Origin of the sequence: Vibrio sp. M60_M70 (genome assembly GCF_037162085.1) — a bacterium.
GTDB classification, from domain to species: Bacteria; Pseudomonadota; Gammaproteobacteria; order Enterobacterales; family Vibrionaceae; genus Vibrio; species Vibrio diabolicus.
The window spans coordinates 342,324-367,985 of the sequence record NZ_JARLUL010000002.1 but is presented as its reverse complement, the minus strand read 5'-3'; the positions used below and the strand labels follow the sequence as shown (position 1 = coordinate 367,985).

Genomic DNA, 25,662 nt, shown 5'->3' with positions numbered 1-25,662 from the left:
TAAAAGTTTTAGGAAATATTATGACATTCACTCGTACACTTTTGACGTTAACGATGGCTATCGTACCTGCCGTATCTTTCGCATCAGAAAAGACCGCAGAACAAAAGCTAGAGGAAGTTACTCAGATACTAAAAGAGAATCCTCAAATTCTTGATTCATTGCACCAAAACCTTCAAGAGTACATTGCGTATCAACAGTCATTTGGAGACACCTTGAAGGAGGTTCGTCACTATCTAAGTGATGGCAAACATTCCTCTTTTGGAGCTGAAAACCCTGAGTTAACCATTATTAACGTAACGGACTACAGTTGCCCTTTTTGTAAACGTTTAGAAGGAGAACTGGTCAAAGTTGGCAAAGAATATCCGCAGATAAAAGTGCTTAACCTCAATGTCTCTTTTAAAGAACAATACGAGAAAAACGGCTACAACTCGGCAAGTTACGCATTAAATGTTTGGCAAAACCAGCGAGATAAGTACGAACAAGTGCATGAGTTACTGGTGAAAAAACCGGGCGCACATGATGCACGTTCGTTAAAACAAATCGCGAACAAAACGGGGACAGAAGCGCAGCTTGTCGACGACAAAGAGACCAAAGCGCTGCTTGATAAAAACTATCAGTATTTCACGCAACTTGGTTTACGCGGCACGCCCGCGTTGATTATTAATGATCAAGTCATTCCTGGCTATGTGCCGTTTGACGAGCTAGAAAAAGTCATCGACCAAGAACTGGCGAACTAAGACAACAAAGCCCTTCCCTGAGAACCCAAGGAAGGGCTTTTTATTTATCGACATAAAGAACGTTTGGTTACTTATCGCGCCCAACAAACGCTACGACGACTTTGTCATCGCCAAGTGAACGAGAGAACACATACGCGCCTTCTTGTTCAATCACTTCGTGCTGACCCGCACCAATCGCTGGGTGCGCTTTACGAAACTGACCAAGGGTTTGCCAATGTTTGAGCAGCGCTTGCTTCTCATCCGATAGTTTCCAAACCATGTCTGAACGTGTGCCTTGGTGGAAATCATCCGCGTAAGGACCAATGTTACGACCCACTTCGTCACCGTAGTAAACCTGAACAGCACCTGGGCTCAGAAGCAGTGCATTCGCGGCGTTACGCTGCATGCCGTAGTCTTTGAAGCGAGAGAAGAACAACTCCGTATCGTGAGAAGACATGTAACTGACTGGGTTGAAGTCTTTCTCGTTCGCGATAGTGTCCGCATAGCTTTGGTAAGTGTCTGCCATTTGGCTAAAGCACGCCGCGCCTTTGTCTAGCTTCTTCTGCATATCGAAGTTGATCAACGCGTCAAAACCATCATCGAAATAAGGGCTGCGATACGCGGTGTGTCCCCAGACTTCGCCCATCATCCAGAACGGTTGACCTGATTTGCCATTTTCTTTACGCCACTGCTCTAAGCTGTTCGATGCTTCTTCTTTTAGACGCTTCCAAACTTCACCTTCGACGTGTTTCACCGTATCGACGCGATAACCATCAATGCCGAAGCGTTTCACCCAGTCAGTTTGCCACTCAATCAAGTAATCCGAGACGGTGTAATTGTCACGAGCTTCTACGCGAGTGCCAGGGTTATCTAATAGCCACTGAGCTGGTTTTACAGCTTTGCCTTGTTCAGTGATAAAGTCAGGCAGCCCCGCCAATGACATGGTGATGTCGCTACTGCCCGGAGCTGGGTAACCTGGCAAGCCGGTTCTTACCCAATCGCCGCCCCACCATTTAGCCCAGTTCGGACTCTGATAATCAATATTCTGGTGATAGCTATGCCAATTTTCACCCGCTTTTGGTTGCCAGTCGCCCCACTTCTTGGGCAGTTCGGCATTAGGCTTTAACACATCAATACCGTCGAACTGTAGATCCGCCAATGTTGAGTAACCAGAATGGTTGATAACCGCATCCATCAAGACTTTGAGGCCACGTTTGTGTGCCTCTTCCACCAGCGTTTTTAAATCTTGTTCATTACCGAAGTTCTCATCAATCTGGGTGAAGTCACGCGTCCAGTAGCCGTGGTATGCATAAAACGGAAATGAACCACTATCGCCACCACCGACAAAGCCGTGCACTTGCTCAACGATTGGCGACAACCAAATCGCGTCTGTACCTAGGCTTTTGATGTAATCAAGTTTCTCAATCACGCCTTTAAGGTCACCGCCGTGGAAAGTACCGATCTCTTCTTTGCCGTCTTTCTTGCGTCCATAGCTGTTGTCATTGCCCGTATCAGCATTGTTGAAACGGTCAACCATCACGAAGTAAATGTTCGCGTTTCGGTAATCAAATGGCACCGCTTCTTTGGTTTTCTGTACAGGCTCTAAAAGCACTAGGCCGCCAGAGTCTTTGCTTGGCGTCAGCGATACTTGCTGATCTTGCACTTCAACCATTTGCCCCGAGTAAGCATCTCGCAACTTGGTGCCATCCGGGAAACTGTCACCTAACGCAATGGTGACTTCTCCGCCTTGGTAAACCTCACATTGTACTTGTGGAATTGGGCGTTTGAACTCACTCTTGGCGGCTTTCTTAGGTTCACGCTTAAAACGCAGTGTTTTGGCTTCTGCATCAAAAGCAAAAGAGTAATCGCCGGTAAAGCGGATTTTTAATGGCAGCTCCGTTGGCTTACTGCAGTTCAGCGCAAGAGGTTTGTTGAACTTCACTTTCTGACCATCGGGTGCAACGCAGTCACCTTCAACGCCCGTGATTTTTAGCGTGTATCCGTCTTTGGTTAGAGGCACAACCAAAGGCTGTTCTGCACTTAATGGGAAGTCACGGCTGTTGGTCGTGGTAGAAATGGTGATGTTAGGCTCGGCGATGGCACTTGCCGACGCAAGCAGTAAAGTAGTGGTAATCAGGTTCAGTTTCATCGTTCAGTCCATTGGTAGCACATGGTAACCATGCACATTTATTAGTTTTATTCACACTAATTGTGCCTAGATAAGAAACTGAACACATCATTCTAACTGCCTACGCCCCAAAGGGTGTGACGCTTCACATTTTATTGATATAGGGGCGTAGTTCTATTTAAACACAATGGATTTAGGAACTTAAAGTTGCACGCTGCCAAGATTGCTCATTTGATTCATTGCCCATCTTGTGCGGCGAGCAGTGTAATCACTTTGTGGATAGACTTTGATTCGATATGGGTTTGGCAACACCACGGCTAAACGCGCTGCTTGCCACTTCGAGAGTTGCTTTGCACTGACACCAAAATAATTCTGCGCCGCCGCTTCTGCACCGTAAATACCGGGACCAAATTCAACCACATTTAGATACACTTCGAGAATGCGCTCTTTACTCCACATCAGCTCCATCAGCAAGGCAAAGTAAAGCTCGTAAGCCTTGCGAGCGTAGGAGTGAGACGGAAACAAAAACACATTTTTCGCAGCTTGTTGGGTAATGGTGCTCGCGCCTCTCGACGGACCATTATCACCGGCCTCGGAAATCACGTCGAATAGCGATTCGAAATCGACACCATAATGATGAGGGAATTTTTGGTCTTCGGTCGCAATCACCGCTAACTGCATATTTTTTGAAATACGCGACAAGGATACCCATTCATGTTGGCTGCTGTCTGGATAGTTCTTTGGTGGCGCAACAATGCGGCTTAACTTCCATCCCCATATTGGTGGATCGACATATTTCACCACACCAACCAAAACGATTGGGGCAATCAGTAATATCAACACCATTTTAAATAGAAATGACTTAAGCCTTTTCAACATGAGTGGTTCCCCAATGCATTAGCGATTGATGATAAACAAACCAGCGAGCTTGCCTGATTCAATCAGGAACAACAAGTTTTTGAGGTCAAAAACAGGTCAAAAAAAGCCCGATTTACAATGTAAAACGGGCTTAGAATTTGATTAGACTGAATTATTTATTCAGCTTGTAGAACACGGTTGAAAGTGGTGGTAAACGAAGCTCAAGTGATTGAGGCAGTGATTCACTTTCGACTTTTTCCGTTTTCACACTGGTTAGCACTTTAAAATCGCTGCCGCCGTATTTGCTGTCGTCCGTGTTCAGCAGTAGTTCGTATTGACCTGCATTTGGAACGCCTAAACGAAAACGCTCGTGTGGTACGGGCGTAAAGTTGGTGATGATCAAAATACGCTCACCTTCTTTACTGATACGCTCGTGCGCTAGGATACTCGCATCCGCTTCGTCTTGTAGACGCCACTCAAAACCAGCAGGAACACAATCTTGATCGTGCATCGACGCTTCATTTCGGTACAAGTGGTTCAAATCGCGCATCAGCTTTTGAACGCCTTGATGACGTTCGTATTCCAGCAAGAACCATTGCAACTGATCATCGTGGTTCCACTCCGCCGTTTGGCCGATTTCCGCGCCCATGAAGTTCAGCTTTTTGCCCGGTTGACCATACATGTAACCGTAGTATGCACGTAGGTTTGCGGTTTGCTGCCATTCATCACCTGGCATCTTGTTATGGATAGAGCCTTTTCCGTACACCACCTCATCGTGAGAGAGAGACAAGACGTAGTTTTCGCTGTGCGCATAAACCAGCGGGAATGTGATGGTATTGTGGTGGTATTTGCGGTGAACAGGATCTTCTTTGATGTATGAAAGACTGTCGTGCATCCACCCCATATTCCACTTGAAGCCAAAACCTAAACCACCCATAAAGGTTGGCGCAGACACCCCCGGAAACGCCGTTGACTCTTCCGCAATCGTCATCGCATTCGGGAAGTGCTTGTACACTTCTTCGTTCATCCATTTTAAGGTTGCGATTGCGTCGTAGTTTTCGTTGCCACCGTCGACGTTCGGTACCCACTGATCGTGGCTACGTGAATAATCGAGATAGAGCATCGACGCGACAGCGTCCACGCGAATGCCATCAATATGGAATTGTTCAAACCAGTACAGTGCGTTCGATACAAGGAAGCGACGCACATGTTCACGGCCTAAATCGTAGATGTATGAGTTCCAATCTTGGTGCCAACCGCGACGCGGATCCGGGTCGTGGAACAGAGGCGTACCATCAAAGTTCGCTAAGCCATGATCATCCGATGGGAAATGCGCAGGAACCCAATCCAGCACTACACCGATACCAGCTTGGTGACACGCATCCACGAAGAATTTGAAATCATCAGGTGAGCCAAAACGGCTGGTTGGCGCAAACAAGCCAACGGGTTGATAGCCCCATGAACCATAGAATGGATGCTCAGACACAGGCATCAGCTCAACGTGGGTGTAGCCCATATCCACAAGGTATGGAACCAACTGCTCCGCGAGTTCGCGGTAGTTGAGGAAATCGCCTTTCTCGTTGCGCTTCCATGACCCAGCATGCAGCTCATAAAACGATAACGCTTCATCACGCTTTTGCGTCACTGCGCGGTTTTGCCATTTCGCATCTTGCCATTGGTAACGCTTGTGATCGTAAGTAATGGACGCGAACGATGGGTACTGCTCAGAGTAGAAACCCCAAGGGTCTTGTTTGTGTGGCAGCCCTTCCCCATTTGGCCCTTTGAGCTCAAATTTGTACTGAACGCCTTCTTCTAAGCCAGGAATGAACAAGCCCCAAATGCCATAATCTAAACGTTGCATTGGGTGACGACGACCGTCCCATTGGTTGAAGCAACCCACAAGGCTAACAGCCGATGCATGCGGTGCGTAGACAAGGAAACGAACACCGGAAATGTTTTCACCGCCACGTTCTAGCGTGACAAAGTGCGCGCCCATGTAGTGATACATGTCTTTTGGTGTATGCAGATGCTCGTACTCTTGGTAGATATTGTGGTACTGGTACGGGTCATCAATAATTTGTTCAACACCATTCCAATCGACCGCTAAACGGTAGTGGGACAGGTGTAAGTCGCGTTGCTCTTTTAAGATAAAACCGCTGTCACCATCACGCTCAAGCGCCACGCGAGGTTCGCCATTAACAAGCAGTTCAACCTTGTTTGCGCCCGGCATCCACACTCGCAGCGATCCTTCGCCATCATCAATGAATGGCCCCAACGCCGAAAATGGGTCTGAGTAAGCCGCCTCAGCAAGCAGTTCATATGCGCGTTCGTGTTGTTTCTTTATTTTCTTGGTTTTGGTGGTTTTCAAATCTTTCTCCCTAGAGCCAATATCCTTTTCAAGACCAGAAATCTGAATCAAACATCGGTTTCTCCACAGCCAACGTTGTGAACTCACAAAAGACTTCGCTTAAAACATGTATGCATCAAGCGATGTCAAAAACAAAAAATGCCCGCTATTGTCGCGGGCATAATAACGGTACTTCATCCTAACGGATTGTGTTTTCGGAATGAGTGACCTAGACGGAACTTTCGTACCTCTGAGCTAACAAAATTGGTAATCCGCTCATTCACCTACGTCACTCTACGCATCTTATTTGCTCGCCTGTGCGCGAACTTCAGTGAGGCGTTTAGAAATGCGATTCACATCTTCACGGCTGAAGATTTCATCTAGGTTCATCGACAATTTACGACGCCAGTTTGGATACTCATCCACCGTGCCAGGAATGTTGACCGGTTGATCCATTTCTAGCCAGTCTTCAAGCTGAACGCTAAGCAGTGCAGAGTCACCCGCTGCTACGTGCAGTTGCAGCGCTTCGCTTAGGTACGAGTCCATCGGTACGTACTGAGCATCATGACCAATGCCTTCTGGCAAATAACCGTGCCAGCGAACACTGTCTAAGATGCCTTGCTTGCACTTCAAGCGATCAGCAAATAAGCCTTCCAACTGTTTTTCATCTGGGTAAAGGCCAATCTCACGACCCATTTTCAAATCATCGCAGTGCCAGAAACCACGCAGGGTTGGCATGTCATGCGTACACAGTGCCGCCATCGATTGCTCTGCGTAGTGCTTCGGAGAAATGAACCCACCGTCTTCTTTCGAAGTTTCGAAGAAGAATACTTTGTATGAGTGCACACCTGCATCGCGTAGGATATCGACGATTTCATCTGGCACAGTACCCAAGTCTTCACCAATCACTGAACACTGATGACGGTGTGACTCAAGCGCTAGGATTGCGAGCATGTCTTCCACTGGGTAGTACAAGTAAGCGCCTTCTGTCGCTTTCTCGCCTTTTGGAATCCACCAAAGGCGAAGCAGGCCAAGTACGTGGTCGATACGCAGTGCACCACAGTGCTTCATGTTGGCACGTAACAACTTGATGTACGCGTCGTAACCAGTCGCTTCTAAAACTTGAGGGTTAAGCGGTGGCAGACCCCAGTTTTGACCCAGAGGACCAAGTACATCCGGCGGCGCACCGATGCTGGCGTCCAACACTAAGTTACCGTCGTCGGCCCAAGTTTCACTGCCTGAGTCGGCAACACCGACAGCAAGGTCACGGTACAAGCCCACAGCCATGCCTTTTTCTTCTGCCAGTGACTGCGCTTCTTTGATTTGATCGTCTGCGATCCACTGTAGGTACATGTACAAGTGAACGCGGTCTTGGTTGTCTTTGATGTATTTCTGAGTACCGGCTGCGTCGAATGTGCGGTATTTCTCAGGGAATACAGGCCAACCCCACATGTTTGAATCTTCTGCGTGTAAATCAGCATGAAGCGCATCGAATGCAGCTTGGTGTAACAAGCTGTCGCCACCTTTTTCTACAAAGTCCAAGAATGCACGAGCGCGGTCGGTGTTTTTGTCTAAATGGCGAGCTTTAAACTCACTAAACAGCAGCGGAAGAACGCTCATTTTCAGTTGCGAAACTTCTGTGTAGTTCACCCAATGAGAGTCACGTGCTTTTTGTAGACGCTGTTGAAACTCTGCACTGCCAACACGTTGCTGAGCTTCAGCACTCAGTGCGAATTCAGGTACAGAACTTACGTCGATGTACATGATATTCAACCAACGACGAGAAGACGGGCTGTATGGGCTCGCGCCTTCTGGGTTCGCTGGGAACAGTGAGTGAATCGGGTTCAAACCAATGAAGTCACCGCCACGAGAAGCGATATCGCTCACCAACTGTTTTAGGTCACCAAAATCACCGATACCCCAGTTGTGCTGAGTACGCAGTGTGTAAAGCTGGATACTAGGACCCCATAGCTTTTTATGTTGGTTTAGATCGTCTTGTTTGAAACACGCTTTCGGCGTGATGATCAATGACATCTCGTAAGGCGTTTTACGACGCTTACGGCTGACAATCAATTTGTGATAACCCCAAGCCAAGTTCTTTGGCAATGCAAACACTAGAGGGCCACCCTCAGCACGCTCATCACGAACAATTTGGGACTGAAGATAGCCTTCAAGTACCTCTCCTTGTTCTGTTTCTAAACGCCAGCTGAATTCACTCTCACGAGCACTCGTACCTAGGTTTAGTTCCACTTCGACTGGTTCGCCGTCGCGTAAAACAAGAACAGGGGCTAGTACGTCTTTTTTATGTTTCTTTTCAGCAGAAGCCAATAGTTTTTCATCGCTGCTAGTATCGTAGCCAAGCGAAGCGAGCAAGCGGCGTAGCGTCTCCTCAGACACTTTTGCCTCATCTCCCCAAGCACTGACATAGCTATCAGCCAATCTCGCCATTTCCGCGACTTTCTTTAATGCTGTTTGTTCTTTCATCGCTTTCTCCGAAGGTAATACCAACACCTTCCATGTAGGGTTTTATTGTTATCAATAACTTCTTTTGGAAAATGACCAAAGGTAGCGCTTGGCTACCTTGGTCTTAACTCTGTTCTATTAACGGTGAACCGCTTTTAGTTTCCAGATGTTGTTCACATAGTCGCGAATTGAGCGATCTGAGGTGAACTTGCCGACAAGGGCGGTATTAAGAATGGCTTTCTTCGCCCAGCCAGCTTGGTCTTTGTATTGTTCGCTCATGTCTTCGTGCGCTTTCACGTAAGATGCGAAGTCCGCAAGACATAAGTACGGGTCACCGCCGTCTAGTAGGCTGTCGTACGTTGCACGCAGTAAGCCTGGTTGACCTGGAGTGAATTCTTCACCCAGTAGTAGGTCCATAGACGCTTTGAGTAGGTGATCCGCATTGTAGTAATCAAATGGGTTGTAACCTTGAGCTTTCAGCGCTTTCACACCTTCAACGTCTAGACCGAAGATGTAGATGTTCTCATCGCCTACTTCTTCACGAATCTCAACGTTAGCACCATCCATCGTACCGATCGTTAGGGCACCGTTAAGCGCCATCTTCATGTTACCAGTACCTGATGCTTCTTTACCCGCAAGTGAAATTTGTTGTGATACGTCCGCCGCAGGAATAATAATTTCAGCCATACTCACGCGGTAATCAGGAATGAAGACCACTTTCAGCTTGTTGCCGATGCGAGGGTCGTTGTTCACTTTCTCAGCAATCTTGTTAATAGCGAAAATGATTTCTTTCGCTAGGTGGTAACCCGGTGCCGCTTTCGCTGCGAAGAACACAACGCGAGGCACACATTCGAAGCCTGGTTCGTTAATAATGCGATGGTACAGAGACAGTACGTGTAGAAGGTCTAAGTGCTGACGCTTGTACTCGTGCAGACGCTTGATTTGAACATCAAAGATCGCATTAGTATCGAGTTCGATACCCATGTTCTCTTTCACCCAGTTAGCTAGGCGTTCTTTATTCTCTTTCTTCACTGCCATGAATTCTTTCTGGAATTTCTCGTCAGTGGCGTACTTAGCGATGCCTTCTAGTTGCTCTAGTTTCGCTGGCCATTCTGGGCCGACTTTCTCTGTGATTAGCTTAGAAAGACCTGGGTTACAGAACTTCAACCAACGACGTGGCGTAATACCGTTCGTTACGTTGTGTAGACGTGTTGGGTACATTTCGTGGAACTCTGGGAACAGGTCTTTCTTAACCAATTCAGAGTGAAGTGCCGCTACACCGTTTACTGCGTAAGAGCCAATTACACATAGGTTTGCCATGCGAACCATGCGGTGGAAACCTTCTTCGATGATAGAAAGCTTCTGTTGTTTCGCGACATCACCCGGCCACATTGCACGTACGTCTTGTAGGAAGCGGTGGTTGATCTCGTAAATGATCTCCATGTGACGTGGTAGTAGGTGCTGAATTAGCGACTCCGGCCATGTCTCTAGTGCTTCTGGAAGTAGCGTGTGGTTTGTGTACGCGAATGTTTGAGAGCTGATCTCCCAAGCCGCTTCCCAAGTTAGACCTTTTTCGTCCATCAGGATGCGCATTAGCTCAGGAATCGCAATCGTTGGGTGCGTATCGTTAAGCTGGATAGTCTCTTGCTTCGGTAGATCCGCTAGCGAGTAGCCAGCTGCTTCGTGGCGACGTAGGATGTCACGTACAGACGCAGCTGAGTGGAAGTACTGTTGCATTAGACGCAGTGTTTTACCTTTCTCGTGGTTGTCGTTCGGGTAAAGCACTTTAGTGATGTTGCCCGCGTCGATCAGTGCGTGCTGCGCTTCGAAGTAGTCACCGTTGTTAAAACTTGCTAGCGAGAATGGTGCAATTGCCTGACATTCCCAAAGACGTAGCGGGTAAACCGTGTCTGATTCGTAACCTACGATTGGTAGATCCCAAGGCATTGCTCTTACAGACATGCCAGGAACCCATTTGCGAACTTCTTTACCGTTCTCGTTCACCACTTCAACGTGACCGTAGAAACCGATCTCTTGAGCAAGTTCTGGACGAGCAATTTCCCAAGGGTAGCCTTCTACACCACGCCATGCATCAGGTGCTTCTTGCTGGCGACCATCTTTAAAAGACTGTTTGAACAAACCGTATTCGTAGTGCAAGCCGTAACCGACGGTTGGGAATTCTTGCGCCGCACATGAATCCATGAAACATGCCGCTAGACGACCAAGACCACCGTTACCCAATGATGGGTCACGTTCTTCTTCTAGCAGGTCAGTTAGGTTGTAACCCAGTTCAGCCATTGCTTCTGTTACTTGTTCGTACAGACCCATGCTGATTAGGTTGTTACCCGTCAAACGACCGATAAGGAACTCTAGCGAAAGGTAGTTAACGCTCTTCGCACTTTTAATGCGCGGATCTTCTTCAGTAGCAAGCAAATCTAGAGTAGTGAACTCAGCCAGTGCATGACCCATTGCTAGGTACCAAGCGCGGCTGTCTGCGTTTTCAATCGTGTGAGCGTAAGTTACAGATAGGTGTTTCTTTACGCTTTCTTGGAACGACTTCTTGTCAAATTGTTTTTGTTGAGTAGGTTTCATTACGAAATTCTCACGTCTTTTGGTAATTCATCTGCCATACATCGTGCATTTACCTCTGTGAATAAACATCCTCCTAATTCTCATCCTTTGAAGGAGGAGGGCTGAGGGCGTAGAGGGGGTACCATTGCTAGGTTAGTGATCCAAATCTCAACAAAGTGAGCTTTGCTCCAGTTCTTAGTGATTTTGATCACAATGGAATATGAGAAAGGTTAAAACCCGCTCATGACTCTTTTTATAGCCCACTCATCTGATGATGTGAAAATTGTAATATTGGTCACATTAACTTGGTTAACATGGAAAGATTTTTCATAATCGATGTGCAACGAGATCTTAATACACTCGACACAAAAGATATTTAAGTGACAAGAATCACAAATAAAGGGCGTAGTTGATGGTAAATCCATCAACCCTTGAGAATTAGGAAGTGGATCAAAGTAACGGACATTTCTGATGTCGTAACATCCCACACGGCTCACAGGATTGTACGCTTTTTATACAAACTAGAATTAGGCGGTGTGAGTTATTTCTAGTTTTCGCTAGCTTTTATATCTAAGTGACCGTATGGAATGGTTTTTCAGACGGATGCAAGCCCCAACAAGAGGCGACATCAACCGGCATTCAAGCAGTTTTTGATGCTGATGACATCATTCAGTAAGACGAAGCTTTCGAGGGGGCCTTACTGAAATGATCATGTCGCAATCACTTGGGTATACATAAATAAGGACATAATTACTAATGTGGATTCCATCTAAGCTTACTCGACCAGGACGCCTGCACAATGCCATCGTGCGCCCACGAGTGTTGGACTTACTACAGCAAGCGCCTTACTACAAATTGGTTTTATTCCGCTCCCCTGCAGGTTACGGAAAAACCACCATGGCAGCGCAGTGGCTATCCGATAAACCAAACGTCGGTTGGTACAGCATTGATGACAGCGATAACGACGGCTTTCGTTTTGTGAACTACCTGCTTCAAGCATTAAACAAAGCCACCAACTTCAGTTGCTCTAACGCACAAAAACTGGCGGAAAAACGCCAGATCTCTTCTCTACGTTCTTTATTCAGCGAAGTATTCGCGGAAATGGCTGATTTTCATCAAGAGTGCTACGTGGTGCTGGATGACTATCACTTGATCACCAACGATGAAATTCATGAATCCATGCGTTTCTTCTTAAAACACATGCCAGACAACCTCACCGTTGTGGTAACAAGTCGTGCAGCGCCGCCTCTGGGTACTGCAAACTTACGTGTTCGTGATTTAATGATCGAAATCGGCAACGAGATGTTGGCGTTCGATACCGAAGAAACGACTCGCTTCTTTAATCAGCGTATTGCCGATGGCATCGACGAAGACATGGCAAACAGCCTCAGAACCTATGTGGAAGGTTGGCCATCGGCGATGCAGTTGATCGCGTTACAAGCGCAACATCAAAACCGCACATTGGCGCAAACCGTAGAGTCTGTATCACAGTTCAATCACGCGCATTTGTGGGATTATCTGGTCGAAGAAGTATTTGACCTACTCGATCACGAAACTCGTCATTTCTTGATGCAAGTTTCCGTGCTTGACCACTTCAATGATGAGTTGGTGTTTGCCCTCACCCAACGCGAAGATGCACTTGGTTTGATCGAATCATTAAACCGCTACGGCTTATTCATCTACCCACTCGAAGGGGAGCAAAACTGGTTCCGATTCCATAACTTATTTGGCGAGTTTTTGTCTCATGAGCGCCAAGCGCGTATTCCTCAGCAAGAAAAAGATCTCCACCGCAATGCAGCTGTTGCCTGGTTACAACAAAAAGCACCGCACCAAGCGATTCACCATGCACAAAAGTCGAACGATAAAGACTTGGTGGTAGAAATTCTAAACGAATTCGGCTGGAAGATGTTTAACCAAGGCGAGCTCAGCACACTGGAAAGCTCAATTAATAAGTTGGATGCTGAGCTTCTGTTCAGCCACCCAAAACTTACGATGCTCCGAGCTTGGTTGGCTCAAAGTCAGCACCGTTATAACCAAGTAGGCCACCTGCTTGAAGAAGCGGAAGAGGAGCATAAAAAGCGTAACATCGAGTTAGATATTCATTATCAAGGTCAAGCAAACGCGCTGCTTGCTCAAGTAGCTATCAACAGCAACCAACCAGAGAAAGCACTCGAATTAGCGGAGCTAGCACTTAGCCAACTTGATAACACGATTTACCGTAGCCGCATTGTGGCAACTTCGGTTGTTGGCGAAGTTAACCACGTGCTAGGTAAACTCGACCGCGCGTTACCGATGATGCAACAAACCGAAAAATTGGCGCGTCAGTACCAAGTTTACCACCAAGCGTTATGGGCGATTTTACAACAAAGCGAGATTTTGATTGCGCAAGGTTACGTACAAGCCGCCTTTGAGCTGCAAGATTCCGCATTCCGCCTGATTGAAGATCAGCAACTTCAACATGTTCCTCTGCACGAGTTTTTGCTGCGTATTCGAGCGCAAGTGCTTTGGTGCTGGAACCGACTTGATGAAGCAGAAGAATGTGCCTACCGAGGTCTACAAATTCTCGAAAACCATTCGCCAAGTAAGCACTTACACAGCTACTCGATGCTGGCGCGTATTGCGGTTGGCCGTGGCGAGCTAGACAAAGCCGGTAAATTCATTGAGCACATTCAACATTTGATGAAGCAGTCGACTTACCACGTAGATTGGACAGCAAACGCCTCACTATCGTTGATCCTGTTTTGGCAAGCGCGCGGGAATACCGATGCAATGCAAGAATGGCTCAACACTGCAGTTCGTCCTGAATCGGCATGCAACCACTTTTCACAATTGCAATGGCGCAACATTGCACGAGCGCACATCAACTTAGGTCAATATACCGAAGCGCGCGCAGCATTGGATTTCCTCCAAAGTGAAGCTCGTCGAACCAACCTGATCACAGATACTAATCGCAACTTAGTGGTCGAAGCAGTGTTTGCTGCTCGCCAAAAAGACGAAGAGCAAGCAAAAGCATTGCTAAAAGAAGCGTTAGTGATGACAAACCAGACGGGGATGGTAGGTAATTTCCTCATTGATGGCGCCACCATTGGCGGACTACTGGAGAAGTTAAGCCTCCGCCATGAGTTAGGCGATCTAGAACGTCACCGCGCTCAACAATTGATGAAGGATATTTCCTCCAATCAGCGCAGCCGCTCTATTCACTTTGATGAAGACTTCATTGAGAAGCTAGTAAACCACCCTAACGTACCGGAACTGGTTCGCACAAGCCCACTGACTCAACGTGAGTGGCAGGTGCTTGGTTTGATTTATTCTGGTTTCAGTAATGAGCAAATCGCGCAAGAGCTTGATGTGGCAGGCACCACGATTAAAACCCACATTCGCAACTTGTACCAAAAGCTCAATATCGCCAATCGTAAAGAGGCCATTGTGACAGCTGAAAATTTACTCCAGTTGATGGGGTACTGATCAGCTCAAGAAAACAGATTAAAACCTAAAGTGAAATACAAGGGGTTGGCGTGATGCGTCAGCCCTTTTTTATGAGTCTAGAACGAAGAAAATGCAATTTGCAAAGCACGTAAGTAACGTTGTTCATATAAAAAAATAGCCAACCGCAATAATCGCGATTGGCTTATATATAGTGTGAACAAATTGTATTCACTAACAACGTCAGTTGGCTAGGTGACCCTCGGCTTAAGAAGGGTCGAGCAGTATTATGCATTAATCATGCCAAAATGCAAAGACTTATTTTTGGGCACAGGATCTCATATAAAGTGAATTTGCCTATATAAAATATAGCAAAACGCAAATTCAATTATCAAATTGCATTTGCATAATGCAACAAACGTAGCCATTGATAGTACAGTTAATCATCTCAATAATGTAAACCAAACATTAAGATATTGTTGCATTAGAATCACCTCATAACCTGTAACAAAAATAAGCAATTACTTGGATATAAAACCCAGTAGCTACAGCACTATTTCATACTTTTTTCGTCGCAATGTTTGTATACTCTGTGCCATCGAAACGACTTAGCATTAGAGCAATGAACTACTTAATTACTTTCTTCAAAGGAATCGCCATGGGCGCAGCAGATGTTGTTCCTGGCGTATCAGGCGGCACCATCGCGTTTATCACCGGCATTTACGATACGCTGCTTGAGAGCGTTCGACGCATTAACCCATCACTTTTCTCTATTTGGCGAAAAAAGGGGTTAAAGCCGCCTTTAATCACATCAACGGTTTCTTCCTTATCGCTCTGTTTGCCGGTATTTTCACCAGCATTGCTACGCTAGCAAAGTTGATCACTTGGCTTCTTGACACACACCCGATCCCACTTTGGTCATTTTTCTTTGGTCTGATTTTGGTATCGGTCTATCACATTGTTCGTCAGGTTGAACAACGTGATCTTATCCGCTTTGTGACTCTACTTGTTGGTGTCGGGTTTGCTTACAGCATCACCGTGCTTAAACCTTTACACATGGAACCAACGGCCATTAACACATTGTTCGCTGGTGCTATCGCGATTTGCGCGATGATCTTACCGGGCATCTCTGGCAGCTTTATCTTGTTATTGATTGGGATGTATGCACCTGTATTAGCCGCCGTGAAAGGTTTCCAAGTCGATACATTGGCGCTGTTTTTGTCAGGTTGTGTGATTGGTTTGCTGTCCTTTTCGCATCTATTGTCGTGGTTACTACGCAAGTTCCGCGATTTCACTCTGATGTTTTTGACAGGCTTAATGATTGGTACGTTACCAAAGATTTGGCCTTGGAAAGAAACCATCACTTGGCGCACCAATTCAAAGGGTGAGCAAGTGCCCTTGCTACAGCACAACCTATCACCATTTGAATTTGAACACGTGACGTCACAACCTTCTCAGTTAGTGCTTGCCGTTGTGATGATGCTTGCTGCCATTGCGCTGGTTTTGAGCCTCGAAAAATTCGCAGATTCAGACAAGTAACTGCGGTATCAAATCAATACGGAATCAACAAACAAGAACGGAGCCAATTGGCTCCGTTCTTGTTTGTTGGCTAAGAGAAAATCATCGCAATTGAAAATCTTTATGGGCTTGATTCAACAACCCCTATACCGCGCGGTTATTTTGATCTCTGTCATCGAGGCACAACGCACAATTTATCTAGGCCACGAGTTGGCGAATGACGCTTCTGTGCTACGATGCAGGTAATGTTAAGTGATAAATGCTGAACCTTAATGAAAGTGTTACAAGTCGCCGCTGTTTCAGCCGCACTGGTTGCGGGATTTTATGCCCCAACTTTACTAAAAAGCTTTTCTTCATCCACTCCGATCAAACCGATAGATGAGTATTGCTTTCTCTCTACTGCCTCGTGCGTTCAAGAGAATGTTACGATGACGCTCAACGCAGATACTGCTCAACCCTTGGTCCCTATTACTCTGAATGTTGAGTGGCACACAAGCGATGCTGAACAACTCGTCCTAAGCCTTTCAGGAAGAGAAATGGAGATGGGAGAACCCAAGTTTTTACTGAAGCAAGTCGCTTCCGGTCAATATCAAGGTGACATCATTCTGCCGGTTTGCACTCAAGACGCCATGACCTGGGTTGGTGAACTCAGTGATGGAGAGAGTACCGTTTACCCTGCTATAAAAATGCAAAGATAAGGAATCGTTATGAGCCGCAATTGGTCCCTATTTCTCGTAGTTGCTTTCGCCCTCGGGTTTGGCGTAAAAAGCTATTTAGATAATCAGAAAACGAAGCCAGAGCAAGTGGATAGTTCCACCTCTCAACAAACGGTATTGTTTGGGGAAAATGACCAAGCCGTCAATATCTTCGATGTGAATGACCCTCGCATTCGAGTCGTCTATTTTGGTTTTACTCGCTGCCCAGATGTTTGCCCAACTTCGCTTGCTATGCTGGCAGGGGCCCTGAATCAAATCGATGAAACGCAAAAAGCACAACTGCGCCCAATGTTCATTTCTTTAGATCCAGAGCGTGATGAGGCCGATGCCTCGGCGAAATATGCCCATTACTTCCATCCAATGATTGAAGGCCTATCGGCACCGCTTGATGTAACCACACCTTTGGCACACAACTATGGTGTTATTTTCCGAAAAACCGAATTGGAAGGCTCGGAGCTCAAATACACGCTTGATCACAGCTCTTACTTTTACTTCTTGAAGCCGGATGGCACGTTAATCACCAAGGTACCGCATACACTCTCGCCGGCACCGATTGTTGAAGCCATTTCAAAACTGACGACTGAAGGCTCCTCAAATGACAGTTAAGTCAGTGCTGAAACAGTTTTTCAGTTTCCTAACTCAAACCAACCCCAATGTCGAACAAGACGTCGATACGATCATTGACGCCATTGGGGGGATAGAAAACCTGCTAGAAACTGGAGCATGCGCGACTCGGCTACGTCTTACCCTCAGAACGACGTCCATCATAGATAAAAATGCACTCAAAAATCATGGCGCACATGGCGTCGTGATACTGGATGAGCGTCATGTCCAAATCATATACGGCTTAAAAGCCAACACGTATTCGCAGATAATGGAAGAGCGCATCAACAAACAAAGCTAATATTTTCGCAGTATAGCTACCCTCTAAGAAAAAGGGCGGCTATACTCTCTTGGCTTAATTAATTCACTTATTTATTAACCAACGAAGAGGACACATGATGATTGTATTGAATAACACTAACTGGGCATCGCAAGGGTAAACCTAACCGCACCAACTCTGTGGCATAGCCACAATTCCCCTTCTCTGCCCGGTCTTCACCGGGGTCAACTCTATCCGAATTAGACCCTAATGCGATTTGTATTAAGGCGCGTTTTTGCGTCTGGGATAATTCAACAATGAATCAAACACATACTTTTTGTGACACATTAATTTCAACTTCAAACCCACTAAAACGATTGGGTTGGAAACCATTTTTTCAGCAACAACTTACACTAGACGATTACGACGACACTATCTTTGCACGTGTGATTGCGCATCACCGAAGTGGTTACCTATTGGCGACAGAAACGGGGCAAGTCCACCTCAATGCCCACCACTCTCTACCCAATATGACCGTCGGAGACTGGGTTATCTTAAATGACGATCAGCAATTTGTTCGCTTACTGGATCGCTTGAGCCTCTTTAGCCGCAAAGCAGCAGGCAGCAAAGTGGCAGAGCAGCTCATCGCCGCAAATGTGGATACCGTTTTTATCGTCTGTTCCCTTAACGACGACTTCAATTTAAGTCGTATTGAACGCTATCTCGCCTTGGCCCATGAAGCCGAAGTCGAACCCGTCATCGTGCTTTCCAAAGCCGATTTGTGTGACAATACTGATGAACTAAAAAGCCAAGTACAGAAGCTCGACCCTCTATTAGTCATAGAGACAGTCAACGGCTTAGAAACAGAGAGTGCTTCTAAACTCATGAGCTGGTGCGAAGAAGGACAAACCGTCGCTTTTATCGGTTCTTCAGGCGTTGGCAAATCAACTCTTGTGAATGCATTACTCGGGCAGCAAGAACAGGCGACTGGGCATATTCGTGAAGACGATAGCAAAGGGCGACATACAACCACATCGCGCTCTATCCATCTATTACCTGATGGCGGCATCTTGATTGATACTCCGGGAATGCGCGAGCTTCAACTAGCAGACTGCGAAGTGGGCATCAGTGAGGCATTTTCTGACATTGAGGTTCTCGCTCAGCGTTGTCGCTTTGGTGATTGCCAGCATCAAACTGAGCCGGGTTGCGCAGTTCAAGCTGCGATTGAAAATGGCAAACTGAAGGTTCGTCGTTTCAATAACTATCAAAAACTATTGCGAGAACAAGCCTTTAACGGCGCGACTTTGGCAGAACAACGAGCTCAAAGTCGACAGTTCGGGAAACTCACTCGAAATGCCATGAGTGATAAGCGCAGGCGCCAACAAAGTTATTGATTTGTTACATTTGAGTTGTCAATAAAATCAGAGGAGACGAAAGTCTCCTTTTTAACAACTTTATTAAAAACCATTACTCATAACTAATGATAATTTTCAACATAAAAATCTTATTTAAATAACATTGAGCAAACATTTAATCCAAAAACAAACTAAAACTAGACACAAAATATTACCAAGCTAAGATATGTGATATTCAGCAAGAAAATGGCTGAATTTATAAAAACAGGATAATTGATAATCATGTGTCTTAGTGACCAGAAGCAATGCTCACCCCTTGCAATACAAGGGCATTATCGCCGTGTAATGATGGACTATTGCCCTGCTCGCTCTGCCATAAAATTGCAGGAATGATGTATGCAACACAACAGCCTCGTTGCCCGATTTGCTCGTGGTAACCTCGTCGTCCAGATCCTTGTCGGTATTGTCTTTGGTATTTTGCTCGCCACAATTTCCCCAAGCCATGCCGAAAGTGCAGGATTAATTGGTAGCCTTTTTGTTGGTGCTCTTAAAGCGATCGCGCCAATCCTTGTGTTTATTTTGGTTGCCGCTTCAATTGCGAACCAAAAGAAAAACCAGCACACGTACATGCGTCCAATCGTTGTACTGTACCTGATGGGTACGTTCTTCGCGGCGCTATCAGCAGTGGTTCTAAGCTTCCTTTTCCCGACCAATTTAACGCTTGTCACCGGCGCTGAAGGTGCAACGCCGCCTCAAGGTATTGCTGAAATTCTACGCACACTGTTGTTTAAACTGGTCGACAACCCAGTAAATGCACTAGTAGAAGCAAACTACATTGGCATTCTTGCTTGGGGTGTGGGTCTGGGTCTTGCGCTACACCACGCATCTGCAACAACGAAAGCCGTGTTTGAAGATCTCAGCCACAGCGTGTCTCACATTGTTCGCTTTATCATTCGTCTTGCACCATTTGGTATCTTTGGTCTGGTTGCTTCAACGTTCGCAACAACAGGCTTTAGCGCACTAGCAAGCTACGCACACCTTCTGGCGGTTCTTCTTGGCGCTATGATGATCATCGCACTCGTTGTAAACCCGGCGATCGTGTTCGTTAAAACTAAGCAAAACCCTTACCCACTTGTATTCCGTTGCCTACGTGAAAGTGGTGTAACCGCGTTCTTCACTCGTTCAAGTGCGGCGAATATCCCAGTAAACATGGCACTATGTGAGAAGCTAAAACTGGACGAAGATACGTACTCAGTATCTATCCCACTAGGTGCGACCATTAACATGGCTGGTGCTGCAATCACTATCACAACGCTAACGCTTGCAGCTGTGCACACTATGGGTATTGAAGTTGATCTACTGACTGCGCTACTGCTAAGTATTGTGGCTGCGGTTTCTGCATGTGGCGCATCAGGTGTTGCAGGTGGCTCGCTACTACTTATCCCACTTGCGTGTGGTCTGTTTGGTATCTCAAACGACGTAGCAATGCAGGTTGTAGCGGTTGGCTTCATCATCGGCGTGATTCAAGATTCTGCTGAAACTGCACTAAACAGTTCAACAGACGTTGTCTTCACAGCAGCAGTTTGTAAATCAGAACAGCAAAAAGCTCAGTAAGACTGACAGAACAAATAGAAAGGGGAGCCGATGATGGCTCCCCTTTTTTATATACTAATTATTTGCGCTCAATTACGCGGTGGCCAGAACCACCTCTTCAATTGAGAAATGCTTACTTGGCTCAACAAACTCTTGCTGTGCCGCGATAGTTTGCAGCTCCCACTCCCCTGCATGGTAAGTGGCGCTTAATACCCCGTAACACGCGTCATGGCAGTGTTGGAAAGCTTGCCTAGGAGACCACCCCTTCAATAATCCAGCGGTGAAGATAGCCGAGATAAGATCACCCACACCCACAGGCTGTTTGGCAAACTCAAACTGAGGACGCTTCGCTAAGTAAATGCCTTCTTGCGTTGCCAGTAACATGTTGAAGCTGCCATTCTCTAGGCAGTAAAGGTGCTTCACTAGCACTATTTTTGGACCTTTCGCTAGTGCACGTTGGCATGCCGTGATCGCATCGTCTAACGAGTGGATTTCCATCTCTGCAAATTGGCTTAGCTCGAACTGGTTAGGCACGATCACATCTGCCATTGGCATCAGACGGTTTAACAAGTTTTCTGCAATACCCGGCGCCACAATACAGCCTTTGTCTGGCGCGCCCATCACAGGGTCGCAAACATAAAGTGCGTTCGGGTTCGCTTGCTTCACCTTCGTCACGGTTTCTTCAACAGCAAGGCACTGCTCTGCGCTGCCTTGGTAGCCCGTCAACACCGCTTGGCACTTTTCCAATGCACCGATGTTACTAAGACCACGCACTAACTCGCTAATGTCTTCAGCCGCAAACGCTCGCCCAGTCCAACCTTCTTGATACTGCGTGTGGTTAGAAAATTGAACGGTATGAATCGGCCATACTTCGAAGCCCATGCGTTGCATTGGGAAAACGGCACTGCTGTTACCAGCATGACCAAAAGAAACATGAGATTGTATAGAGAGGATACCTTGCATAGTACCTTACCTCTTATTGTTGTTATCGATAGTTCAAAGACAGCGGCAAGCGCCAGTTTTGCGAAACCAGTAGTGTATCCGACAAACCAAGATTCTCTAACTCAATTCTCGTTAACTTCTTCAGAGTAAGTTGGAGCGCTGGTTTTCAACACCATCTTCTTGATTTCCATTTTGTCTTTATTCAGTGCGATTTCTAGGGTATCTCCTTCCCTTATCCCGAGTTGAGTCAGGATTACGCTTGGAATGACTACGGCGGTATCGTCACCGATTTTAACAGGTTGACTTATCATATTTCGTCCTCCAAATGTCGAAAATGAGTTTTCACATCATTGGATATTTATTCCCAAGAGCCTTGTTCTGACTTGGGCTTGGCATAAGCGCCTAAAAACAAAGAGCCTTCCACACCGCGTTTGAGAAGGCTCTTTCATTATTATTTTTTAATTTGCTAAAGGCTCATGCTTGGCAGCAATCAGACCGTAAGCACTCCAGCCTAGGAAGGTTACGATTGAGCCCCACATCATCGCTTCGTAGCCAGAACCATATAGCGCGTAGAAGCTGTATAGGGAACCAATCAGAGCGATAATGTTGGTGGTTTTCATCTCGCGCTCTGGCACGTGCGCCACTTGCTGCATGATGAAAATTGCGCCCATACATAGGATGTAAGGAATAACGTTCGTTACTACCGCTAGGTTAACCAGCGCTTCGAACTGCTCGTTCAGCGTTGGAGAAATAGTCATTAAAGACAGCACCGATTGGATAACCGTGATGGCCACCATACCTTTGATTGGCGTACCACGTTTGTCCACTTGAGAGAACAATTTAGGGAAGAAGCCCGCATCAGAAGATGATTTGAACACTGACGCGATAGTGAACTGCCAACCTAATAGAGAACCCGCACAAGCCAATACCGCCATACCAGCAACCGCTTTACCTGCTGCTGAGCCAAGCATCACAGACCATACGGTTGAGAATGGTGCGGTAGATGCGGCAAGCTCAGAGTTTGCAACGATACCAGAACAGATGTTTGTCGATACAATGTAAACCACCGCAGCAATCAACGTACCGCCCAATACTGCGATTGGTACGTTCTTCTCTGGATTTTCTACCGCTTCTGAGTTCGCACAGGCCGATTCAAGACCAAGAAACGCCCATAGTGTCATGGCAATAGAAGCACTTACTGCTTCACCAAATGGTAAGCTGTGTGGGTTCCAAGCTTCGATGTACATGGTTGGGTTAAACCAGAACCAACCAACAATACCTAGCGAACATACCGGTAGGATCACACCCCATACCGTGAAGGTACCGATTTGACCTGTAATTTTCGCACCACCGAAGTTAGCGAAAGTACAAATCCAAAGAATGGCGATGGTGTACAAACAGGTTTCGACCGGAGATAGGGTCACTTCAAAAAATGCGGAGCCGTAACCCACACAGGTAATCGCGATCGCAATATTCGCAATAAGGAGCGACAAACCGTAAGTCCAGCCCGCCATAAACGCACCCGATTTACCGAATGCGTAAGACGCGTAACCGTTCATACCGCCGTCACGTTTACTAAAGCGACCACATTTTGCAAACACATAAGCCAACGCCAAAGAGCCCGCTGCCGTGATCAGCCAAGACAACACAGAAATGGTGCCCACTTGCGCCAGTTTACTTGGCAGCATGATAATACCGGAGCCAGCCATATTGATGAACGTCAGAATGGTTAACTGCACCACCGACATTTTTTTAGTTTCAGTACTCATAAATTATTCTCCACGAATAAGCGGTTCGCACCGACGCCGGAGCGTGGTGCGAACGGGTAGATTAATCTTTTAGGACATAGCAATGTGCGGTAGTGCGACCGTCGACATCTTCAAGGTACACACCTTGAATTTCTGGCGCGAAGCCTGGGAATCGGTTGATGCCTTCTTCTAGAGATAAGAAGTAATCCACCACCTGTTGAGTCCAGATTTCACCAGTGATCACACAGATAATGCCTGGAGGATAAGGCAGTGCACCTTCGGCGGCTACGCGGCCGACGGCCTCTTTAAGTGGTAGGTAATCGCATTCACCGCGGAAGTATTTACGTGTTGCCACGTCTGGTTTGTGAACCATTTGTGGGAAGTATTCACTGCGGAACATCGCTTTTTGTAGCTGTTTCACGTTCAGCTCTTTGTACATGTCATGCATTTCCTGACATAGCTGACGGATGGTGTAACCACGGTAGCGCTCTTTGTTCGCTTCGTAGACGCCTGGTAGCACGATACTGAGAGGTGCATCATCACGAATGAATTTTTCAAATCGGTTGATTTGCGCGACAAGGTGACGGATCTTACCCATATCTTCCGCTGGAGTGAGTAGGAACAAGATGGAGTTCAAGTCACACTTCTCAGGGATGATGCCGTTTTCGCGAAGGAAGTTCGCCAATAGCGTTGCCGGAATACCGAAATCTGCGTAGCTGCCGTCTTCGGCAATGCCTGCCGTGGTTAGCAACAATTTACATGGGTCAACAAAGTATTGACCTTCGCCATAACCTTCAAACTTGTGCCAGTTTGCATCTGGCTCGAACATGAAGAACTTCTTGTTGGTCGCGATCACATCAGTGTCGTAACTGCCCCAAGGTTGACCTTCAATTTCATTTGGAATGAACGGACGAATTAACTCACAACTTTTGAGAATTTCTTTACGCGCTTCGATACCTGTCTTAACCGCGTCGCTCCATAAACGTAAGCCTGCTTCACCATCGTGGATCTTCGCGTTCACATCCAATGCAGCAAACAACGCATAGAACGGAGATGTCGATGCGTGCATCATAAACGCGTTGTTAAAGCGTTTGTGATTGCAGTAACGAGCTTGGCCTTTGATATGGCGGTCTTTTTTGTGGATTTGCGACGTTTGAGAGAAACCAGCTTGTTGTTTGTGAACAGACTGAGTCACGATCACACCCGCATCTTCTGGTTTCAGATCCAGTAGCAGTGGCGAACAGTCTTTCATCATAGGGATGAACTGCTCGTAGCCTACCCATGCAGAGTCAAACAAGATGTAGTCACAAAGGTGGCCAATCTTATCCATGACGTAACGAGCGTTATAAATTGTACCGTCGTAAGTACCCAACTGGATGATGGCCAAGCGGAACGGACGTTCATCTCGTGCACGCTCTGGAGATACTTTCGCGATTTGAGCACGAATGTACTCTTCATCGAAACAGTGCTCATCCATACCACCAATGAAGCCCCAAGGGTTACGCGCCGTTTCTAGATAAACTGGCATACCACCCGCTTGGATTAACGCACCGTGGTGGTTCGATTTGTGGTTGTTACGGTCGAACAGTACCAAATCACCTTCAGTTACTAGCGCGTTACACACCACTTTGTTTGAAGCAGAAGTACCGTTGAGTACGAAGTAAGTTTTGTCAGCGTTAAATACTTTTGCAGCGTGTGCTTGCGCTTGGTGTGCAGAACCTTCGTGGATCAGTAAGTCACCTAAGTCCACGTCCGCGTTACACAAGTCGCTACGGAATAGGTTTTCGCCAAAGAAATCGTAGAATTGTTTACCAGCAGGGTGTTTTTTGAAGAACTGACCCCCTTGGTGCCCTGGACAGTCAAACGCCGAGTTACCCATCTCAACGTAGTGCGTTAATTGCTTGAAGAAAGGAGGGAGCAGACGACACTCATATTTAGTCACGGCTTCATTAATTTGACGGCAGTAGTAATCGATAGATTGTCTTTCTAAATCAATAACCCCCGTTAACCAAACGTAATCTTCTGCCGAAACTGGAGTTTCATCGGTCACTAAGAAAACAGGAATTCCGTACCCTGTTTCCGAGATCATTCTGTGCAGACCCGCTTTAATGTCTGCTGACGTAATAATAGCTGCACCAACGTCGGTTAATTCAACTTGTTCTAAAGGCAGTAAGTGACGATTAAATTGTTCATCTAAAGATTCAGCTAATAAGCTAAAGTCTTCAGGCATGTAATTACTAACACCTATAATTAAACGTTTCATTTGAAATATCTCTTTTTTGTTCTTTAAAAATGACAAGGACAGATATTACAAACGAAATATTTATTTAAAATTCAAATTACAAATTTCGTGATTAAATTTTCATATTTAAAAGACTTATTTTATCGAATTAAAATTTAGAGACTTTCATCACTTTCCAAT

At 46.4% G+C, this 25,662-nt stretch carries 16 protein-coding genes and 1 pseudogene; 8 read left to right on the top strand and 9 right to left on the bottom strand.

The window, feature by feature from the left end:
- Window positions 1–20: 20 nt before the first annotated feature.
- Window positions 21–737 carry a DsbA family protein gene (locus P4S59_RS17390; protein ID WP_258459264.1) on the top strand — a complete coding sequence of 239 codons (717 nt, stop codon included), beginning with the start codon at window positions 21–23 and terminating at the stop codon, window positions 735–737.
- Window positions 738–804: 67 nt separating this feature from the next.
- On the opposite strand, the gene P4S59_RS17385 is transcribed toward P4S59_RS17390, so the two are convergent.
- From P4S59_RS17385 to P4S59_RS17365, 5 genes are all read right to left on the bottom strand, one after another.
- The gene (locus P4S59_RS17385) at window positions 805–2,865 is read right to left on the bottom strand and encodes an alpha-amylase (protein WP_301612518.1); all 2,061 of its coding nucleotides are present in this window, start codon (window positions 2,863–2,865) and stop codon (window positions 805–807) included.
- A gap of 180 nt (window positions 2,866–3,045) precedes the next feature.
- On the bottom strand, window positions 3,046–3,723 hold the full coding sequence (mtgA, locus tag P4S59_RS17380; RefSeq protein WP_301612520.1) for a monofunctional biosynthetic peptidoglycan transglycosylase: 678 nt from the start codon (window positions 3,721–3,723) through the stop codon (window positions 3,046–3,048).
- Between the two features lie 151 nt (window positions 3,724–3,874).
- The gene (glgB, locus tag P4S59_RS17375) at window positions 3,875–6,070 is read right to left on the bottom strand and encodes a 1,4-alpha-glucan branching protein GlgB (RefSeq protein ID WP_256965374.1); all 2,196 of its coding nucleotides are present in this window, start codon (window positions 6,068–6,070) and stop codon (window positions 3,875–3,877) included.
- 282 nt (window positions 6,071–6,352) lie between these two features.
- Window positions 6,353–8,533, bottom strand: coding sequence for a 4-alpha-glucanotransferase (gene malQ, locus P4S59_RS17370; protein WP_005396760.1), 2,181 nt, complete (start codon window positions 8,531–8,533; stop codon window positions 6,353–6,355).
- A 117-nt stretch (window positions 8,534–8,650) separates the two neighbouring features.
- Window positions 8,651–11,104 carry a glycogen/starch/alpha-glucan phosphorylase gene (locus P4S59_RS17365; RefSeq protein ID WP_005396762.1) on the bottom strand — a complete coding sequence of 818 codons (2,454 nt, stop codon included), beginning with the start codon at window positions 11,102–11,104 and terminating at the stop codon, window positions 8,651–8,653.
- Between the two features lie 735 nt (window positions 11,105–11,839).
- On the opposite strand from P4S59_RS17365, the gene malT reads away from it, so the two are divergent.
- From malT to sstT, 7 genes and pseudogenes are all read left to right on the top strand, one after another.
- Window positions 11,840–14,548: an HTH-type transcriptional regulator MalT gene (gene malT, locus P4S59_RS17360; protein WP_005396763.1), complete on the top strand. Its 2,709-nt coding sequence runs from the start codon at window positions 11,840–11,842 to the stop codon at window positions 14,546–14,548.
- Window positions 14,549–15,128: 580 nt separating this feature from the next.
- A pseudogene (locus P4S59_RS17355) lies at window positions 15,129–16,045 on the top strand (DUF368 domain-containing protein).
- A gap of 251 nt (window positions 16,046–16,296) precedes the next feature.
- The gene (locus tag P4S59_RS17350; protein WP_337168761.1) at window positions 16,297–16,722 is read left to right on the top strand and encodes a hypothetical protein; all 426 of its coding nucleotides are present in this window, start codon (window positions 16,297–16,299) and stop codon (window positions 16,720–16,722) included.
- 9 nt (window positions 16,723–16,731) lie between these two features.
- On the top strand, window positions 16,732–17,346 hold the full coding sequence (locus P4S59_RS17345) for an SCO family protein (RefSeq protein WP_134646170.1): 615 nt from the start codon (window positions 16,732–16,734) through the stop codon (window positions 17,344–17,346).
- Entirely contained in the window at window positions 17,336–17,644 is a 309-nt protein-coding gene (locus P4S59_RS17340; protein ID WP_046875700.1) for a PTS transporter subunit EIIB, read from the top strand. Before P4S59_RS17345 ends, P4S59_RS17340 begins: the two co-directional genes overlap by 11 nt.
- 275 nt (window positions 17,645–17,919) lie before the next feature.
- Window positions 17,920–18,996: a ribosome small subunit-dependent GTPase A gene (gene rsgA, locus P4S59_RS17335; RefSeq protein ID WP_337168760.1), complete on the top strand. Its 1,077-nt coding sequence runs from the start codon at window positions 17,920–17,922 to the stop codon at window positions 18,994–18,996.
- A 357-nt stretch (window positions 18,997–19,353) separates the two neighbouring features.
- Window positions 19,354–20,571, top strand: coding sequence for a serine/threonine transporter SstT (sstT, locus tag P4S59_RS17330; protein ID WP_005396770.1), 1,218 nt, complete (start codon window positions 19,354–19,356; stop codon window positions 20,569–20,571).
- Between the two features lie 72 nt (window positions 20,572–20,643).
- On the opposite strand, the gene pdxY is transcribed toward sstT, so the two are convergent.
- The 4 genes from pdxY to speF all read right to left on the bottom strand — a co-directional run bounded on the left by pdxY (window position 20,644) and on the right by speF (window position 25,503).
- Window positions 20,644–21,513, bottom strand: coding sequence for a pyridoxal kinase PdxY (gene pdxY, locus P4S59_RS17325; RefSeq protein ID WP_337168759.1), 870 nt, complete (start codon window positions 21,511–21,513; stop codon window positions 20,644–20,646).
- A gap of 101 nt (window positions 21,514–21,614) precedes the next feature.
- Window positions 21,615–21,803, bottom strand: a complete 189-nt coding sequence (locus tag P4S59_RS17320) for an AbrB/MazE/SpoVT family DNA-binding domain-containing protein (protein ID WP_005396772.1) — start codon at window positions 21,801–21,803, stop codon at window positions 21,615–21,617.
- A gap of 147 nt (window positions 21,804–21,950) precedes the next feature.
- Complete coding sequence (gene potE / locus P4S59_RS17315) at window positions 21,951–23,261, bottom strand: putrescine-ornithine antiporter (protein WP_104970420.1); 1,311 nt, start codon at window positions 23,259–23,261, stop codon at window positions 21,951–21,953.
- 61 nt (window positions 23,262–23,322) lie between these two features.
- A complete protein-coding gene (gene speF, locus P4S59_RS17310; protein WP_031780582.1) occupies window positions 23,323–25,503 on the bottom strand; it encodes an ornithine decarboxylase SpeF in 2,181 nt (726 codons plus the stop codon).
- Window positions 25,504–25,662: the final 159 nt, after the last annotated feature.

What these genes read in the sequence shown, in the direction of transcription:
- P4S59_RS17365 (WP_005396762.1), bottom strand. Translation starts at nt 11,104, where the DNA reads ATGAAACCTACTCAACAAAAACAATTTGACAAGAAGTCGTTCCAAGAA.
- mtgA (WP_301612520.1), bottom strand. Translation starts at nt 3,723, where the DNA reads ATGTTGAAAAGGCTTAAGTCATTTCTATTTAAAATGGTGTTGATATTA.
- P4S59_RS17345 (WP_134646170.1), top strand. Translation starts at nt 16,732, where the DNA reads ATGAGCCGCAATTGGTCCCTATTTCTCGTAGTTGCTTTCGCCCTCGGG.
- malT (WP_005396763.1), top strand. Translation starts at nt 11,840, where the DNA reads ATGTGGATTCCATCTAAGCTTACTCGACCAGGACGCCTGCACAATGCC.
- sstT (WP_005396770.1), top strand. Translation starts at nt 19,354, where the DNA reads ATGCAACACAACAGCCTCGTTGCCCGATTTGCTCGTGGTAACCTCGTC.
- rsgA (WP_337168760.1), top strand. Translation starts at nt 17,920, where the DNA reads ATGAATCAAACACATACTTTTTGTGACACATTAATTTCAACTTCAAAC.
- P4S59_RS17320 (WP_005396772.1), bottom strand. Translation starts at nt 21,803, where the DNA reads ATGATAAGTCAACCTGTTAAAATCGGTGACGATACCGCCGTAGTCATT.
- malQ (WP_005396760.1), bottom strand. Translation starts at nt 8,533, where the DNA reads ATGAAAGAACAAACAGCATTAAAGAAAGTCGCGGAAATGGCGAGATTG.
- P4S59_RS17390 (WP_258459264.1), top strand. Translation starts at nt 21, where the DNA reads ATGACATTCACTCGTACACTTTTGACGTTAACGATGGCTATCGTACCT.
- P4S59_RS17340 (WP_046875700.1), top strand. Translation starts at nt 17,336, where the DNA reads ATGACAGTTAAGTCAGTGCTGAAACAGTTTTTCAGTTTCCTAACTCAA.
- P4S59_RS17385 (WP_301612518.1), bottom strand. Translation starts at nt 2,865, where the DNA reads ATGAAACTGAACCTGATTACCACTACTTTACTGCTTGCGTCGGCAAGT.
- potE (WP_104970420.1), bottom strand. Translation starts at nt 23,261, where the DNA reads ATGAGTACTGAAACTAAAAAAATGTCGGTGGTGCAGTTAACCATTCTG.
- pdxY (WP_337168759.1), bottom strand. Translation starts at nt 21,513, where the DNA reads ATGCAAGGTATCCTCTCTATACAATCTCATGTTTCTTTTGGTCATGCT.
- speF (WP_031780582.1), bottom strand. Translation starts at nt 25,503, where the DNA reads ATGAAACGTTTAATTATAGGTGTTAGTAATTACATGCCTGAAGACTTT.
- P4S59_RS17350 (WP_337168761.1), top strand. Translation starts at nt 16,297, where the DNA reads ATGAAAGTGTTACAAGTCGCCGCTGTTTCAGCCGCACTGGTTGCGGGA.